The organism is Crocosphaera sp. (genome assembly GCF_030064895.1).
In the GTDB taxonomy this organism is placed as follows: Bacteria; Cyanobacteriota; Cyanobacteriia; order Cyanobacteriales; family Microcystaceae; genus Crocosphaera.
The window spans coordinates 1-17,864 of sequence record NZ_JASJEB010000020.1 but is presented as its reverse complement, the minus strand read 5'-3'; the positions used below and the strand labels follow the sequence as shown (position 1 = coordinate 17,864).

The 17,864-nt window shown below is 36.3% G+C and carries 11 protein-coding genes; 4 read left to right on the top strand and 7 right to left on the bottom strand.

Annotated features, from left to right (window positions below; all coding sequences use genetic code 11):
* Positions 1-352 precede the first annotated feature (352 nt).
* Entirely contained in the window at positions 353-1,516 is a 1,164-nt protein-coding gene (gene hemH, locus QNJ66_RS07540; protein WP_300504742.1) for a ferrochelatase, read from the top strand.
* A gap of 145 nt (positions 1,517-1,661) precedes the next feature.
* Here hemH and QNJ66_RS07535 read toward each other — a convergent pair whose 3' ends face one another.
* The 5 genes from QNJ66_RS07535 to uvrC form a co-directional block, all read right to left on the bottom strand.
* On the bottom strand, positions 1,662-5,264 hold the full coding sequence (locus QNJ66_RS07535; protein ID WP_300504739.1) for a HEAT repeat domain-containing protein: 3,603 nt from the start codon (positions 5,262-5,264) through the stop codon (positions 1,662-1,664).
* Between the two features lie 68 nt (positions 5,265-5,332).
* On the bottom strand, positions 5,333-6,592 hold the full coding sequence (locus QNJ66_RS07530) for a response regulator (RefSeq protein WP_300504736.1): 1,260 nt from the start codon (positions 6,590-6,592) through the stop codon (positions 5,333-5,335).
* Between the two features lie 116 nt (positions 6,593-6,708).
* A complete protein-coding gene (locus QNJ66_RS07525; RefSeq protein ID WP_300504733.1) occupies positions 6,709-7,485 on the bottom strand; it encodes an RNA polymerase sigma factor SigF in 777 nt (258 codons plus the stop codon).
* Between the two features lie 630 nt (positions 7,486-8,115).
* Positions 8,116-8,892 carry an HAD family hydrolase gene (locus tag QNJ66_RS07520; RefSeq protein WP_300504730.1) on the bottom strand — a complete coding sequence of 259 codons (777 nt, stop codon included), beginning with the start codon at positions 8,890-8,892 and terminating at the stop codon, positions 8,116-8,118.
* A gap of 439 nt (positions 8,893-9,331) precedes the next feature.
* Positions 9,332-11,185 (bottom strand): excinuclease ABC subunit UvrC, encoded by a 1,854-nt coding sequence (gene uvrC, locus QNJ66_RS07515; protein ID WP_300504727.1) that lies wholly within the window; start codon positions 11,183-11,185, stop codon positions 9,332-9,334.
* A 202-nt stretch (positions 11,186-11,387) separates the two neighbouring features.
* On the opposite strand from uvrC, the gene QNJ66_RS07510 reads away from it, so the two are divergent.
* Positions 11,388-12,869: a hypothetical protein gene (locus tag QNJ66_RS07510; protein WP_300504725.1), complete on the top strand. Its 1,482-nt coding sequence runs from the start codon at positions 11,388-11,390 to the stop codon at positions 12,867-12,869.
* A 95-nt stretch (positions 12,870-12,964) separates the two neighbouring features.
* On the opposite strand, the gene QNJ66_RS07505 is transcribed toward QNJ66_RS07510, so the two are convergent.
* Positions 12,965-13,648 (bottom strand): hypothetical protein, encoded by a 684-nt coding sequence (locus QNJ66_RS07505; protein WP_300504723.1) that lies wholly within the window; start codon positions 13,646-13,648, stop codon positions 12,965-12,967.
* A gap of 526 nt (positions 13,649-14,174) precedes the next feature.
* Positions 14,175-15,182: a lysylphosphatidylglycerol synthase domain-containing protein gene (locus tag QNJ66_RS07500; protein ID WP_300504720.1), complete on the bottom strand. Its 1,008-nt coding sequence runs from the start codon at positions 15,180-15,182 to the stop codon at positions 14,175-14,177.
* Positions 15,183-15,447: 265 nt separating this feature from the next.
* Here QNJ66_RS07500 and QNJ66_RS07495 point away from each other — a divergent pair, with 265 nt between their 5' ends.
* Positions 15,448-16,470 carry a long-chain acyl-[acyl-carrier-protein] reductase gene (locus QNJ66_RS07495; protein ID WP_300504718.1) on the top strand — a complete coding sequence of 341 codons (1,023 nt, stop codon included), beginning with the start codon at positions 15,448-15,450 and terminating at the stop codon, positions 16,468-16,470.
* Between the two features lie 176 nt (positions 16,471-16,646).
* A complete protein-coding gene (locus tag QNJ66_RS07490; RefSeq protein WP_366146275.1) occupies positions 16,647-17,624 on the top strand; it encodes a J domain-containing protein in 978 nt (325 codons plus the stop codon).
* Positions 17,625-17,864: the final 240 nt, after the last annotated feature.

Sequence of the window (17,864 nt, the reverse complement as noted above, 5' to 3'; positions counted from 1 at the left end):
CGGTAAATTATAATAGTTGTTCATTGATTGTGATTACGAGGGGGGTGATACTAAATCCGCTTTAGATAGTAGATAATCATCTTGATGAGTAGAGGAAGCAGAGGCGGCAGGGGGAGATAGAATATTACTCTACGATAATAAGCGGATTTGGTATGAATTACTACTAGATACTGATTTATCCTCTTGTTCTGGGAAAAAGCCATCCACAGAGGGGCGATCTCGGTTGCATCATGAAGGTTAGCCCGTCGCTGGTAGTACATATTAATTAATCAAATTGAAAACTGTTATTAAGGGTGCAAATCTTGTTACACTTATTTAAGAATCGAAAAATCTTAATTAACTATAAAAAATTATGGATCGCGTTGGGGTCTTATTACTAAATTTAGGGGGTCCAGAACAATTACAAGATGTTCGCCCTTTCCTGTTCAATCTATTTTCTGATCCAGAAATTATCAGACTACCTTTTCCTTGGCTACAAAAACCCTTAGCTTGGTTCATTGCTAATGCGAGAACCAAAACCTCCCAAGAAAATTATCGTCAGATTGGGGGAGGTTCACCATTACGGAAGATTACAGAAGCGCAAGGAGAAGCCCTAGAACAGAAATTAGCTGAGACTGGGCAAAAAGCCGATATTTATATCGGAATGCGCTATTGGGATCCTTTCACCGAAGAAGCCATTGCCCGCATCAAACGCGATCGCCTCCGTAAATTGGTTATTCTTCCTCTCTATCCTCAATTTTCTATCAGTACCAGTGGTTCTAGTTTTCGGGTACTAGAAGAAATGTGGGAAGCCGATCCTATGCTACGACAGATCGAATATACTTTGATTCCATCTTGGTACGATCATCCCCTTTATTTACAAGCGATGGCCGATCTCATTGCCCAAGAATTGGATAAATGTTCTAACCCTGATCGCATTCATATCTTTTTTAGCGCCCACGGGGTTCCACAAAGCTACGTTGAAGAAGCTGGCGATCCCTATCAAGCAGAAATTGAAGCTTGTACCCGTTTGATCATGAAAACCCTCAACCGTCCCAATGCTCATACTTTAGCCTATCAAAGTCGAGTCGGCCCGGTGGAATGGTTAAAACCCTACACAGAGGAAGCATTGCAAGAACTTGGGGAAGAAGGAGTTAAAGATTTATTAGTAGTTCCCATCAGTTTTGTCTCGGAACATATCGAAACCCTACAAGAGATTGATATTGAATACCGTGAAGTAGCTGAAGAAGCAGGTATTACCAATTTTCTCAGAGTTCCGGCCTTAAATACCCATTCCCTTTTCATCGATGCGTTAGCAGACTTAGTGAATCATTCCCTCAAAGAACCCCCCGTCACCTTTGACTCTGTTACCCATCCCAAGAAAAACATGAAAATGTATCCTCAAGAACGTTGGCAGTGGGGATTGACCACTGCTGCTGAGGTTTGGAACGGTAGATTAGCCATGTTAGGGTTTTTCGGCTTGTTGATCGAGTTAATGATCGGTCAAGGACCGCTACACTATGTGGGTCTTTTGTAAGCTAAGACGCATTTAAACAAGATGTTGAGAAATTAACAATTAACAATCAATAATTACATCTTTTCAAAAGCGAGATGTAATTATTGATTTTTCGCCCCGTCTCCCCATCTCCCCACACTACCCACATACTCCCCGTCAATGAACATCACGAATTTAACTGTTGTTGTAGCCAGTCTATGAGGGTTTGCCCCAATTGGGGATCATCAGGAGAAAAAACGGATAACTCTGATGATTCCTGTCGGGTTATAACAGCAATGATGCCCTTAAACTTAGCTAAACTATTTAAAAGATGGGACGATAAACTAGAATTACCGTGATCATAAAAAAGTAAAATTAACTGGCTTTTATTAAATTTTTTTGGTAATAAATGCCAATAAAGACGAAGTTTAGAAAGGGTTTCTGGTAAACCATATTCAAATACTGGACAGTTTTGTTCTAACATTTGGTCGTAGATATCAATAGCAGGATTTTCTGCATCGATAAAGCAGCGAGTTTCAATGAAAATAATCTGACTCGAAGTTAACTCGGGTGCGTTTTTAAGTTGTTGTTGTAAATTCTCAAAATTGGTGTTATTCTCTCGTGTTTCTGGTTCGGAGGTTTGTAAAGTTAATGACAGTTTCTGTGGTAAACCTCGTTGCTGCCAAACTTCTTTAAAAGTTTGATAAGGTAAATGTTGCGCACAATGCCACATCACTTGATAACAGGGAGAATAATGCGGTAATGATCTATATAGTAGATGATCCCGCAATTGACTAACCACTTGAGGCATTTGTTTTTCTGGTAAAATAGTTATTAATTCTTCGGCCATTTGTCTTCCTAAATCTTGATCCTTAATAGTTGGTAAAACTCTGATAAAAGTAGCGACTGCCCCTTTATTTCCAACAGCAATTTTACCTAAACTTTTCGCTGCACAACGGCGACTTTCTAGGTGAGAACTTGTTTCTAATAGTCGGATTAATGTTGCGATCGCGGCTGGGTTTCCCTGACCAATTTCTCCTAAACTTTCGGCAGCTAAACTACGAATATCTGGATCATTTGTAGATTGAATTAGATTGACTAGAACCATCAATGCTTCTAAATTTCCTGGATCAATGTTGCCCAAACTTACCGCAACTTGACGTAAAACAAACTCGTCTGTTGATATTTGCAAACTTTTTGTTAAAGCATTAATAGAACTGGAATTTCCTGGGTCTATTTTCCCCAGTTTTTCGGCAATTTCTCGATATAATTCTTCGTCTTCTACTTCTTCCATTAATTGCATAGAAACTTTAATAATATTCTTGTTGTTGGGGTCAATTTTACCTAAACTATCTAATGCTTCCTTGCGAATTAGTAACGGTTCTTCTGGTTCCATTAATTTTTCCAAAATTGCGATCGCTTGTTCATTTCCTACCCCAATTTTACCTAAACTACTAATAGCCATCCAACGCATATACAGATCATCGTTCGCTTCGAGAAGAGAAACTAACGCGGCGATAACTTGAGAATTTCCTGGAGAAACTTCTCCCAAAATATAAACCACTTCTTGACGAATACTTGTTTTTTTTGTTGTCTTTATTAATTTAATTAAACCAGCAATCGCTGTGGGATTACCGGGGTCGATCTTTTCTAAACTTTCCGCTGCTTGTTTTCGGATAGTTTCGTCTTTAGTGCTACGAATTAATTGAACTAAAATAGCAATAGCTGTTGCATTTCCTTGACCAATAATTTCTAAACATTGAAAAGTCCGTCTTTTTAAATTAGGAGTGGGTTGACTATGTAATAAACGTACTAAGGCTTTAATACCTTGTCCCTGTCCTTGAGCAATTTTTTCTAATGCTAAAAATGCTTTTTGATAGTCTTGTTCCTTGGTAGCATTTTCTAACCCTTGAACGATTAAATTAATAGCCGTAGAATTCCCTGGATCAATGGTTCCTAAAGTTTCTGCTAGTTGCCAACGAAGGTTTGTATCTTCGGTATTTTGTAAACATTGCGTTAAAGCTATGATCGCCTTTTGGTTCCCTTTACCTAATTGTTCTAAATAGTTCAATCTTTGTTGTTGTTGTAACAGTTGGGAATCATTTTGAAAATTGTTAATTAAATGAGTAATCACCAGAGGACGATAAATATCAGCGATCGTTTCTCTAGTGGCCAAACGACGTAAGTTGGAGTCATCCTCGTCTGCTAATGCCCAGATGAACAATTGTTCTATGATCATTTCTTTTAAAGAAAAATCCTGAAATTCTGACAAGGCCCTAGCTGCGGTTAAATAAGCCCGAAAACCATAAAAATTTTCCTGACCACATTCATCATCAAACTCAATTAACGCTGTCATTAGGGCTTCTTTTTCTTCGCAAGCAATATCTTCTCGTCCTATCCAAAATAGCAAGATGTGTTGCCATTTATCACTAAACATCTCGATTTTTGTTGTCTCTGTGGTGAAAAAATATTGCCAGTTCTCAATGCCCAAAGCTGCGAAATAATCTTCAACGGTTTGATCTTCAAATCGATACTGATTATGTTTTTCTAGTTCTCTAACTATTCCAATCGGTCTTAACCAGTGTAGTTGCAAACTCAAAGAAAGTAACGAAGTATTATCTTCGATCATCTCTGGAGAAATAGGTGCAGAAAACAAGGCCGTTTCTCGATGATTTAAGGCTAAACGAGTTAAAAATTCATTCAATGGTTGTTGTTCTGCGAGGGTAACATTACTGTTTTCTGCTTGCCATTGATAGAATTCATTAACTAAGACTTGATATAAACTTGCTGCTGTTTGGGGTAAGGTGTGAGGGTTTTTCTGCCAAAGACGACAAAGCAAAGATAAGCGTAAGGGATTATTTAACCAAGTTTGAAGGTGTTGGTTTTCGGGTTGACCCAATAAAGTGGATAAATTTCTGTCTAAATCCCTTTTTATTGCTGAATTTTCCCTTGGAGATGAGTAGGGATATAACCATCTTTCCACAAATTGTTGAATTTCAGTTTGATTTAAAAGAGATTTAGTTTCATAGATATCAAATGCAGCTAAAGCTTGCGATTGAATTTTCCAGGTAACGGTTTGACAGGTTAAAATTAGATGAGAATTTCCTGTATATTCTTGTTGTTCTTTGAAGAAGGAAAGGGGAGACTCACTGCTATTATCGCTAGATTCAGTGAATAAGTAATCTATCCCGTCCCCGAATAACCAAACTCTGCCGGTTTCTAATAACTCATCAAAAGAAGTTTGCCAAAATTCTAGAGATATTTTCTGCTTTTTGCTATAGTGCTTACAACATTGAGTGAGCCATTTTTGAGTTAAATATTCTTCAAGAGAAAAGCTGCCTAGTTGTTCGGGAGACACCCAAATAGGGATATAGTCTGTTGATTCTAGCATCCAACGAGCAAAGGTTTGCAAAAAAACACTTTTGCCTGTTCCAGATTCCCCCATAATGGCAATGTTGCGTCTGCGTCTGGGGTCTCTATTTGGATCACAAATTTGTTTAAATAATAGTTCTAGTTGAGAGTTGTTAAGATTTAATTCCCTAGATTGAAGGGGTTTATCTTGAGATGATTGGTTCTGAAAGTTTTTTGAATAAGCATTACTACGATTAGCAATTTGAATACAGTCTAAACCAATTAGCAGGTCTTTCCCATCGTTTCCCCTTTCATCGGGTTGGGTACTCATAGGATTGATGGGTAAAAAATATCTCAGCATCATACGACCGACTTTTTTCCAGTCAATGCTGAAGGAGGAGGATTTCTTTTCAAGCACGGGTGGGTTGGGTTGGGACATTATTGTCGCCTAATTTTACTTATAATTCTACTTGATCACAATATTTATAGACGAACTGAAAGCTTTTCTTAAGCAGCGACTGATTGGGGTAGGTGTTCAATGATTGTTTCCAATATTTCTTGTTTATTCAAGGGTTTCCTAATAAAACCAGCACATCCAGCAATTGTATGATGTAACCTTTCAAACACTCCTTTTTTTCCTAAGAAAATAATAATGGGAGGTTTTGGTAACATTTGAGATTTACGAAGTTGACGACAAATTTTCCAACTATCTATTCCCAACATTTCTAAATCAACAAAAATTAAATCAGGTTTATGAACCATACATAAGGAGATAACTTTGTTGCTATTACTAATACCTAAAAATTGATGCCCTTCCTCTGTAATAATATCATTCATTAACTGAAAAATTCGAGGGTTATCATTGACACAAGCAATCAACTTTTTGGGATTTTTAGCTAATAACTTTTGTTTAGGTAAAGTCAAAGATTGAGGTAAGTCTTCAATTTCTTTTAAGTCTATCAGTCCCAGTTGAATGTACAGTACTAAGGATGAGGTCAACCTTAATAAATCTTGCTCCATATAAACCGCTAAATCTCGCAAACTACGTTTTCCATCAATATACTGGGTTAAAAATTGATAGGTTTTCGGTGAAGACCTTTTTTTTAATCGTTCTAAATTTTTAATCACAGGAACTTCATTAGGAGAGTGATTTCCTAACATAGAACGATGCCAATTTTGCCAAGATTTCCAGGTAGTAACAATGCTTTGTTGTGGGTCAAGTAAGACTGGAGGAGAAGAGAATTTTCTATCAGTATAAAAATGACAAGATACTTGACTACGTTGCATGAGGTCAAATAAAACTTCCGTGACCATACTAGCAATAATATCTGACAATTGTGCGCGATCAATTTTTTGCTGTTTCAGCCAACTACATAGTAAATCATAGTCCCAACTAATGGGATGATTTTGACGAATGGAGACAGAAATATCTTTTTCCAGGGAGAGAGATTGCAATCCCATTGCTTTCAGTTTTGGGCAATGTTGCAACACTGTTCTTATCCATCTTCTTAGAGAGTGTGTTCCCCCTGTTACATAAATAATTCTCCCTAAATACCAATAAATATTAGATTGTGTTCCTTGGGCAGTTTGGCAACAAACTTTACCACTAAATTGATTGTTTTTTAATTTTTGAAATAAACTTGCCTGTTGGGTAGTGGCAAATTTTGGGAAACAAATAGGGGAAGCGGGTTCACAAGTTCTCTGTGTCATGGAAAGGGTGTTTAAAGAAGATGGAGTGTTTCTTTTTTCTCGATCAACATCAGCCATTGACACAATTCCTTTCATTAATTTACATTATAGACCTAACTCCAGTCTCTCATAATTTATTTCGTTTTTAGGTGATTAAGATCACCAATTAAGAGTAAATTAAGCTCTTTTTTAAATCAACATATCTCTTGACTCATATTATTTTTGAGAATTTCTATCCCTTTTTTGACACGACGAGAAACGGTAACAACACTAATTCCTAATTGTTCGGCTGTTTCTCTTTGAGTTAAGTCTTTGAGGAAAACAAATTCAAGAATATTTCTTGTTTTTTCTTCTAATTCTCCTAATGCTTGTTGGAGACGGATTTGATCTTCTTGTGCTAGTTGAAAACTGCGATAATTAGCGTCGGGAACTAAATCTCCTAAGCTGGTTTGTCCTTCTCCACCATTGCTAATTTTGACATCTAAACTAACCGGTTCTCTATTTTGGAAAGCTAGTTTGACTTCTTGCCATTCTTTTAATGAGATTTCTAGAACTTGAGCAATTTCTGAATCCGTGGGTTGACGATTAAATTTTTCTCTAAATTCTTGACGAACATGGATAGATTGTCTTCCTATTTCTAACCAACGTCTAGGGATACGAACTGTATATTTTTTATCTCGTAAATAATGTTGAATCTCTCCTCTAATATAGGGAATAGCAAAGGAACTGAAGGCATGACCTTTTCCAATACTAAACCTTTCAATGGCACGAATTAAACCTAAACTCCCAACTTGAACTAAATCTTCATAGCTTTCTGGACATTGATGAACCCAGTGATGTGCTTCTCTGCGAACCAAACCAAAATTTAATTCTAAAATTTTGTTTCTTATTCTAGTTTTTGGGTTTTTTTGATACTCTTGAAACAACTTAAGGGTTTCGAGTTTTACATTTTCTTTTACGGGAGTATACATGGCAAATCCGCGCTGTTTTACTGTTGTTAGCAAGCAATTAACTATACTTAGCCTAAAATGAAGAGAAGGTTGCGTACAACGGGATTTATACTATTTTTTAAATAGTTCTTTTAATTACACGCTACTTAATCCTACGGAGAAAATAGGGCTATATATTAAAGATAGATGAAGTTATCATTTTTCTGTGTAAAGTCGTTAAGGTCTTTCCCGTTTCAAAACCTCTTATAGTCATATATAATCAAACAACCACAAATATACTGAGTTTTTCTGTACTTACTGTTCTCATGCTTAACAAAAATTAATAATTCCCTTGAGTTATATAAACCTCAACTTCCAGCCAAAAGTTAGGGTCTAAAATCCTTGCCCTCAAAGAGTTTCAGCCTTAGCGTGGTTTTTGTTACAGATGCTACTCAAACGCCGCGATCAGCGAAATGATTTATAAAACCTCTTAGTTTTTTTAGAATAAACTATAGCCTATATAGCCTAGTAATAAAAGATAATTCAAGATTAATGATTATCTCTACAAAGCATCTCGTTTGATTATTGATACTCTTATTAATCAGAAAATAGGAACTCTGATTATTGCTATACATTGTGAGTAACCTGTTTATTTATCAATTACTTTTTTGCTCATTTTTGTTTGACCAAAAAATTAACTAATTCGCCAAAGCCATCGCTTTCTGATAAATTTGTTATGTACAAGGGTTTATGTTCTAGTTTGTCTAGATACTTAGCTATATTTGCTACACCAACGGTAATATGAAACAAGTTTTTATCAAATAAACTTTCATCATTAGGACTATCACCAACTGTCATGATTTCTGAATAAGACAACTCTTGAAAATAAGTTTCTTTGAGGAATATTAATCCATTAGCTTTATTTTGTTTAAGGGGTTTAAGATGTCCTTGAATATGACTATATGTAAATCCCCATTTTTTCTCCTGACAAATCTTTTCTATAGTTAGTAATTCTTCTTGAGAACATTCGTGACAATCAAATGTCCAATCTGTTATGCGAAATTGATTGTCAGAAGATGGCTGAAGATGGGGAAAATTTTGTTTTATTTCCTCAAAATTATTTTGTAATAATTGACGATGTTCTCTTATATTATTAATAGCTGTTAACGGTTTCATACTTTGTGATTCTTTTAAAGCATAAACACCTCCATTTTCGGCTATTATACCCCATACTGGCAAATAATTGACTAAAGATTGACACCATCCTGCTGAACGTCCTGTGATTAAGAGAACCAAAATATTTTGTTGTTTTAATGTTTCTAAATTTGATACTAACTGACTATTAAACTGACCATTTTTGGTTAAGGTTCCATCAATATCAGTGGCTATTAATTTAATTTTTTTCAGTTCATTCTTTACTAATTCAGAGTTGATGTTAGTTAGGGACATTATTAGAAGATTTTTACCTAGACATTATTAATTCATTATTCTTATAAAAAATCCAGTTGTCAACCCCATCTAATATTTTATAACACGCAGGAGGGTTTTAACGCGGCCTTTCAGGCAAATTAAAAAGTAAAATAACAAAAAAAACAAAAGTAAAAGTAAAAATTTACCCGAGATTTAGGTTTAAAGACTCTTAATTTATAAAGAAGAAAAACAAGAAAATAATCATTGCTTGGTACGGATAATCTAGCCATCGCACGGTGAGATTATCTCCCTTTTGAATCCTATTACTCACAGAAGAGATAAACTTTTTGCTTTTGACTTGTGAAAGTGTTTACCTATGAAATTTTTAAGGGGTAAATCTAAAGAGGATTTGTTATTGCTTACTATAAAAACTAGCAATTTTATTGATAAACAGTAATTTTTGATGAATTTAAGATTTTTAATTAAGATGAAAATAATTATATATTTCTGTTGCTAAAGCTTGACCAATTCCCGATACTTCTTGTAATTTTTCAATAGAAGCTTCTCGAATATAATCAATAGAATGAAAATGAGCAAGTAGTTGTTTTTGTCGTTGGAAGCCTAACCCTGGAATGTCATCTAAACGGGAATGACGGCTTTTTTTTAACCGTTGTTGACGATGGAAACTTACAGCAAATCGATGGGCTTCATCTCGAACTCTTCTTAATAATTGAACTCCCGATTGTTCAGGGTGAGTAGCTAAAGGTTGAGATTGGTTAGGTAAGAAAATTTCTTCTCGTTTTTTAGCTAAACTAATCACTTGTAAACCAGGCATCAGATTCATATTTTCTAAAACTTTTATCACCGCAGAAAGTTGACCCTTTCCTCCATCGATCATAATTAAATCGGGATAATCATCTAACCCTAATAACTCGTTTTCAGATTTATTTTCATAGGAACGAAAACGACGACCTAATACTTCTGCTAAACTAGCAAAATCATCGGAATGACCCATAGTAATATTGGGATTTTTTATCTTGTAATGACGATAAGATTGTTTCGCCGCAACTCCATCAATAAAAACAACTTGGGAAGCAACAGCATTTGACCCTTGAATATGGGAAATATCGTACCCTTCAATACGATGGGGAATCGTTGGTGAATCTAATAATTGCGCTAAATCTTCTAATGCTAATAAATTTTGTTGAGCATGGCGTTTAATTTTTTCTAGTTCGTATCCTGCATTACGTTCTACTAAACGGATTAACTCCGCTTTTTGCTGTTTTTGAGGTACAATAATATTGACTTTTTTTTCCTTTTTTTCTCCTAACCAATTAGCTAAAATATCAGTTTCAGGAAGAGGATACTGCACTAAAACTTCACTGGGAATTTCTACAGCATCAACCTGTAGATAATGTTCCTCTAATACCCGTTGTAAAATACCTTCTGGTCTGCCTGAAACCGTATCAGCAAAGAAACCTAACCTTCCTACTAAACGGCCTGCACGAATTTGGAATAATTGAATACAGGTATAACTATTATCAGCAGCTAGGGCAATGGCATCCCGTGAAATAGTATCATCAGGTAAAGTAACTTTTTGATCAATTCCTAACCCTTGAATAGCCTTAATTTGATCCCGAAATTGAGCAGCTTTTTCAAAATTTAACTGACTAGCAGCTAACTCCATTTGTGCTGATAATTTTTGTAATAACTCCTCCGTTCTTCCTTGAAAAATCATGGCCACTTTTTCCACAATTTTATGATAGTCTTGAGGAGAAATTAACCCTTGACAGACCCCAGGACAACGACCGATATCGTAGTTTAAACAAGGGCGATCTTTAAATAAAGGTTGAGGCCGTTGACGCAGAGGAAAAACCCGTTTCACCAAGCGTAATGTTTCCCGTAGTAAATGGGTATCGACATAAGGACCATAATAGCGATCGCGTTGATGATTTAAACGTCGTTTACGAGTAATGAAAATTCGAGGATAACTTTCCGACCAAGTAATACAAACATAAGGATATTTCTTATCATCTTTGAGTAAAACATTAAAATAAGGTTGATGCTGCTTGATCAGATTAGCTTCTAAAGCCAAAGCTTCAGCCTCCGTATCGGTTACAATGAACTCGATGTTAGCCACCTGTTGCACCATTAAACTGATGCGAGGACTATGCTTTTGCCCAGACTGAAAATAAGAACGAACCCGCGTTCGTAACCGTTTCGATTTACCAATGTAGAGAATGTCCCCTTGATAATCGCGCATTAAATAGACCCCAGGTTCATTGGGGAGCAGTTTTATTTGCCCGTCTAAGGTTTCTGAAAGCTGTGACAAAGACCAAAATCCTCCTAACCCATCAATTGTCTATGTTACGTAGAAATTAGACTATCTCGCAAAAGCAAAAATATAGTTTATGTGTCAAAATCTGAATAGCTTGAGAAAAACTCTATTCTGAGTACCCTAAAAAGTTATGAAAAGTTTTTGGGGGAATTAACTTTATACCCTGAACATAGACAATAAAAAAACCTATAGAAAAATGGCAACTCTAATCTTCCCTTTAAAACTAGCAACAACAAGTATTATTTTCGGTCTGATAGCTCTTAACAGTAACCTGGTAAAGGCCGAAACGTGGGAGCGCAATGGTATTGTTGCGAGTGAGGATAATTTTTCAGATACCCGTTTTCCTGGGATTACACTTGGTGGAAATAACTTCCTTGCAGTGGGTCAGTTAGATGAACAAAATGGACAAACAGGAAAACAAGTAGCTTATCTAGGTTTTGATTTCCAAAACGTTATTAATGACATAACACCTTTCCTTGACGCAGGAGCGGAAATCAGGAATTTACAGGCTACATTGCGTTTTAATCAAACTAATAATGCAGGTAATGATCCTAGTGGCAACCCTCTGAACCCTAACACAAACCCACTGATATCTCCAGTCCTTTCTATCAATGTCAGGAATGTTGATCCTAATTCCTGGGATGAAAACACACCTATTGATCCTAATCGTGTAAATAATGGACAAATCTTCTTTGGAGGTAGTATTACTCAAGGGGCGAATACAAGATTCAATTCACCCACTGCTGAAGAACAACCGTTTAATGATTTCATCAGTGATTTATTGCAGAAAAAAATTCCTGAATTTTCTCTTGCTATTGAACCGGTTACAACCCTTAATTTACCTTTTCTTGGTGTTTTCCCCGGAGACACTTTATTTTCCGAAGATGGAGGCAATATTGATGAGCAACCTCGCATTGATTTGAGTTTTCAGCTATGGAATGAGAGTTTTAAGATTCTTGATACTCCTGCTCCCAACTTTAAATTACAAAGTCTTGCTGGAGGTAGCACATTTAAAGAACAGAGACTTGTGAAAGGTCGGGATACTCTAGATCAGGTATTAGATGAGACGGATTGGGTATGGTCCAATAACATTCCAACTAGATTTGAACTCCAATGTAGCAATAATCAGGCTACAGTAACATTTTCTGCTAATAATGACAATAATAGTGATAAAGTGATTACTTCTCCCGTTAATACTTGTGAAAATATTGAGGGACTCAAATTGTTCTCTGTTGTCAAACAGGTTGCGGCAAATACGAGTATGGAAATTTGTGTTAATGAAGCTGATGGATCACCCATTAGTGATTTTTGTAGTTCATCAAACCTTGTAGTTGAGAATGGAGGAATTTCAGAGGAAACGTTTTTTTACTTCACTGATCCAACCATTCTTGGAGGGTTGGGATCGACGGTCACAAACCTGAAAGGTGAAATCACTATGGGATGGGTAAATAATAACAATCCTCAAGAAGCTTCTGAGAATCAGAGAGTTGCTATACAATTAATTCCTTTGTCAACTCACCAAGATCCAGATGACCAGCAAAGCACTAACCCACTAAGCACTAACCCAAACGAAACGAGCAACGCACCCTCAGTTCCTGAATCTACCTCAGTTTTGAGCCTTATATTGTTGGGACTTAGTGGAATTCAATTAAAGTTATCCGGAAAAAATAGAAATTAATTTCTAATTAATACCAATAGTCAATTCTCAATTTGTGTTAGGAAACTACAATAAGCCCACTTAAGTGGGCTTTATTTATGTATTGTTATACATCCTCATCTTATTCTATTTTTAGCCACGAATAGAAGAGATGTTCCAAAAATCAGAATACTCACTAAATTAGAGGATTCAGGGACTGTAGGAGTGGGAGTACTATCAATATTAATTTCCCCTGTTTTAGTGAATTTTGCGTACATAGTCGGAGTACCTTGGGGTTGTAACTGTGTAGTATTACCTACCCATGCGCCATTTGTAAATTGACCAATCAATGTCTCCACCATGTTAGAATCATTGTCACTGAATTTGCCAGGAATTATATAAGAGTTGAGAGCGACAATAATTGCATCTTCGGAACCAGGAAGATTGAATAACCCCTCAACCCCAATGGGTGTAGTAGTAGTCATACCATTTATAGCATCATTTATTGCTCTTCTAGCTGACTCAGCGCCTTCTAAATCATCAAAAAAAAACGCTTCAGATGAAGGGGAGAAGTCGCCAGATGAAGAGGAGAAGCCGCCAAAAATGGTAGTGAACGAATCAAATTGAAAATCAACTGTAAATACATCAATTGCTGAACCATCTGAATTCAAAACTTGTAACCCAGTAATTGTTTGTATTACATTTTCCTCATCTGAATTAATAACCAATGGTTCAGCAACTAGTGCAGCTTGGGCAGGATTAATGCTACCTAAGACAATAAGAGTTCCAGCTAAGGACAACATTTTCGTAAGCTTCAACATAACTTTTCTAATTAGAGATTACATTTTTACAAAGACAAGAACTTAGTAATTAAGTAATCATAAGAATCGCCATAAACAGACTCGACAAAATAGTATCAACAACAAGATAGTTGAAAATACGGTAAAACTGGCGAAGATTTTAGGCCAACTCCTTATAATTTGAATTACGAGAACTTGTCCCTTGTTATTCCTATATTTCCCAAAATCCTTAGAAATCTAACAGGGAGAGTGTAACTTTTTCGATCTAGTTTATATACTCATAGTCTAAACTCCTTGCTGGCCTGGGTTTTTGGACTTATCTTTCTTTTGCCAAAATTGTGAATCTTGAACACACCCCATCGCTCATCAAAGATTATTTTTATCCTAATGTCGGGCACTATACCCGATCCTTCCACAAGGTGGGGATGAATGACCGACCAAAATATAAATTGACCGAAGGGAATCCATTGGATTTATCCCCTGATTAGATAACCTCTAGAATCCCTGCGGTTTTAACCCAGGGAGTCTCAAACTCCTTCCCCTTATTTTAATTATTTACCTTATTGATAGTTTCTCTAGCTGGTGTTGAGAGGCTAGAGACTGATTCGTAGTCAGGCTTTTTCTTCTGAAAGAAATGATGCCATTCATATTTGCCTAACAGTAAAGCAGCTACACTCAGAGGAATAAAATAATAAATACCCCGATAGATTAACAAGGTTCCTAATAATTTTTCTGACGTAATAAATGGAGTTAATAATAACATCATGACCGTTTCAAAAACTCCCAATCCCCCTGGAATATTACTAGCTAATCCTGCAACTTGTGCTAACATGTAAATCCCAAAAAAAGCAGAATAAGATAAAGAAACAGAATGATATAAAAGAGTATAAAAAACCGCCGAAGCTAAACACCAATCCAGAGCAGAAATAATTAATTGACTGGCTGCTAATTTAAAAGTAAGATGGGGGATAATCCACTTACCAATAATTAAAGGCTTTTGACGAATAACAGTTAAAAATAAATAGGCTAAAATAACAATTAAAAAAATGATTCCAATGGGACGAACTGACAGAAATGGGAAATCTATTAATTGGGGGATTGCTAAAGGTTCTTTTAGGAAAATGACACTACCAACTACAAATAAACCCAAACAAAATGAGAGATTACAAAAAGCAGAAACTTGGGCAATTTTGACAACAGAAAATCCCCAAGTAGAATAGAAACGATAACGAATCATACAACTACTCAAAACCGCAAACCCCACACTATTACTAATCCCAGAACAAATAATACCCACTAAGGCTTTTTTCCTATAGGGAAGGGATTCACGAATATAAGCTAATCCTAAACATTCATATCCAGTCATAATTAAATAGTTTATTGCCGTCAGGACGATCGCTAAGATAATATGACTAGGAGGAATCTGCGATAAACTGCCCCAAAAATGTTCAGCTTGATAATGCTGTAAGTTATTTTGTATCGTCCATAGAGATAAAGCAAATAGCCCCAGACTGAGACAGGGGGGAAACCAACGTAAAATATTGTTTTTAGCCATAGATAGAGGGTAAAAATACTTCAAAAATTGGATGTGATACTCTAAAAAGCTAGATCAAAATTTCCGACACTTCCCTCAAGTCGAGTATTTTTTTAGATTTAAAACCAGCAATATGGGTAATTTCACCAATCCTACCTCTATGATAAAGGCTATCTACTCTCAAAATATGATCAATAAGTAAAAGATTACGGTACTATTGTTAAGAGTCTTAACTTTTTCCTATAATATAGTCTCTTTTCTGCTTAATTATCATATAGAATAATCAATGTTTGGTTTAATTGGTCATCTTACAAGTTTAGAACACGCCCACTCCGTCGCTGATGCCTTTGGCTATGGTCCTTATGCAAGTCAGGGACTTGATTTGTGGTGTTCTGCTCCACCCCAATTCGTCGAGCATTTTCGTGTTACCAGCATCACAGGACAAACAATCGAAGGAAAGTATATAGAATCTGCTTTTTTACCAGAAATGCTGATCAAGCGACGGATTAAAGCAGCAATTCGTAAAATCTTAAATGCAATGGCCTTTGCGCAGAAAAATGACCTTAATATCACAGCATTGGGGGGTTTTTCTTCGATTATTTTTGAAGAATTCAACCTTAAGGATAATCGACAAGTTCGTAATGTCTCTTTAGAGTTTGATCGCTTCACCACTGGAAACACCCACACTGCTTATATAATTTCCCGTCAAGTAGAACTCGCATCAGCTAAACTGGGTATTGACTTATCCCAGGCAACTGTTGCCGTTTGTGGGGCAACAGGAGACATTGGTAGTGCGGTGTGTCGTTGGTTAGATAAAAAAACCGATACTCAGGAACTTTTATTAATTGCTCGCAATAAAGAAAGATTACAACGACTACAAGATGAGTTGGGACGGGGTAAAATTATGGGGCTAGAAGAAGCCTTACCCGAAGCAGATGTTATCGTTTGGGTGGCGAGTATGCCTAAAGGGGTAGAAATTAATCCCGAAACCCTGAAAAAACCCTGTTTAATTGTGGATGGTGGTTATCCCAAGAATTTAGACACAAAAATTAAACATCCTGATGTCCATATCATTAAAGGCGGAGTTGTGGAACATTCTCTAGATATTGACTGGAAGATTATGGAAACTGTCAATATGGATGTTCCTTCTCGTCAAATGTTTGCTTGTTTTGCCGAAGCCATTTTATTAGAGTTTGAACAATGGCATACTAATTTCTCTTGGGGACGTAATCAAATTACAGTGACTAAGATGGAACAAATAGGAGGGGCATCTGTTAAACATGGATTACAACCATTATTAAGTTCGTAACTGTAGAAATCAGGTTTCGGTTGTGAGACAATGAAGAGCAGGGTTTAACAGTGTTAAACCCCTACAAGGATGTATTTGTAGGGACATAAATAATAGTATTATGTCCTGATATATTCTCTCTTCTCGCATATTATTACTGACTGCTATAGATTATTAGAATTTTTTGGGGTTTAATTATGGGAGTGATGGCTTTTATTAGTGATTTTTTGTCTAATATATTAATCTGTGGAGGGATGTTGTTGGCAGTTTCTTTACTCCTATCCACAGCCAAACGTCACAAGTCTTCTCCCCCTATTTTAAGGGGTCAACATAAACCGATCGCTTGTTTATTAGAGGATATTCCTCGAGATCGTCTCAAAGGTCAATTTTACCCCTTAGCAAGCCCTTTACTCACTCCTTTAAGTTGTCTCTTAGAAGATAGTCCGAAAACGGCTCTCAAGGGTCAATTTTATCCTTTAGCAAGCCCTTTACTCACTCCCTTAAGTTGTGTCTTAGAAGATAGTCCAGAAACGGCTCTCAAGGGTCAATTTTACCCCTTAGTTACGCCTTTAGCTTCTGTATGGGAAATGGGTTGGTTTTCTTTTTATCGTCAACGCTTAGGAAAACCAGGTTTTAATTATTGGGAATGGGTAGATTATCCTTTACATCGAGAATTTTCTCCTGAATTATCCAATTTATTACAGTTAAAAGAACCACCAAGCTTAGTTAAAGTTGTTTTAGAATCTTTGGCCGAAGACCATCATACCTTTTGGCAGTGGGATAAACTTTGTGCCTTTAGACAATGGCATCAACACAGTACAGAAATTTTAGGGTTAAATTCCCTCAAAAAAATTTATCATCGTTGTTATGGAATGCCTTGGGAAAGAGTAAAATTAATTCTCTGGGATAGTTCTTTAGTGATTGATCCTATCTTACTTGATCCTGCTTCTTCTTGGTGGAAAGTGTTAGGAATTACCGCATTTTCTCCCCCCAATAAAGTAGAACAAGCTTATAAAAATTTATTGCGATCGTGGCATCCCGATCGCACGGAACATCCCCTAGCACATCAAATTACTGCCCGTATTAATACTGCTTACGCAGAATATCAACTGCGTCGTCAACGAAATACTGAAAGGCTTGAGTCTGTGGGAAAATGGTTTAGTTCCCTTCAGTAAGCTGTTAAGCAGTTAAATTACTCTGTAGTGACTCATGGGGAGACGGGGAGACGGGGGGACGGGGAGAAATCAAATAGGAATAACTTATGACTTCCCACTTTAAGAGACTGTTTGTAAAAAGAAAATGAAAAGACTTTTTTAAAAAATCATCCCTAATAAACCTATGAGAAGTTTATTAGTTTTTAAGAATGGAGGAAAATTAATAGTGGGGAAGCCAGGTCAGAAATTTGGCTAGTAACT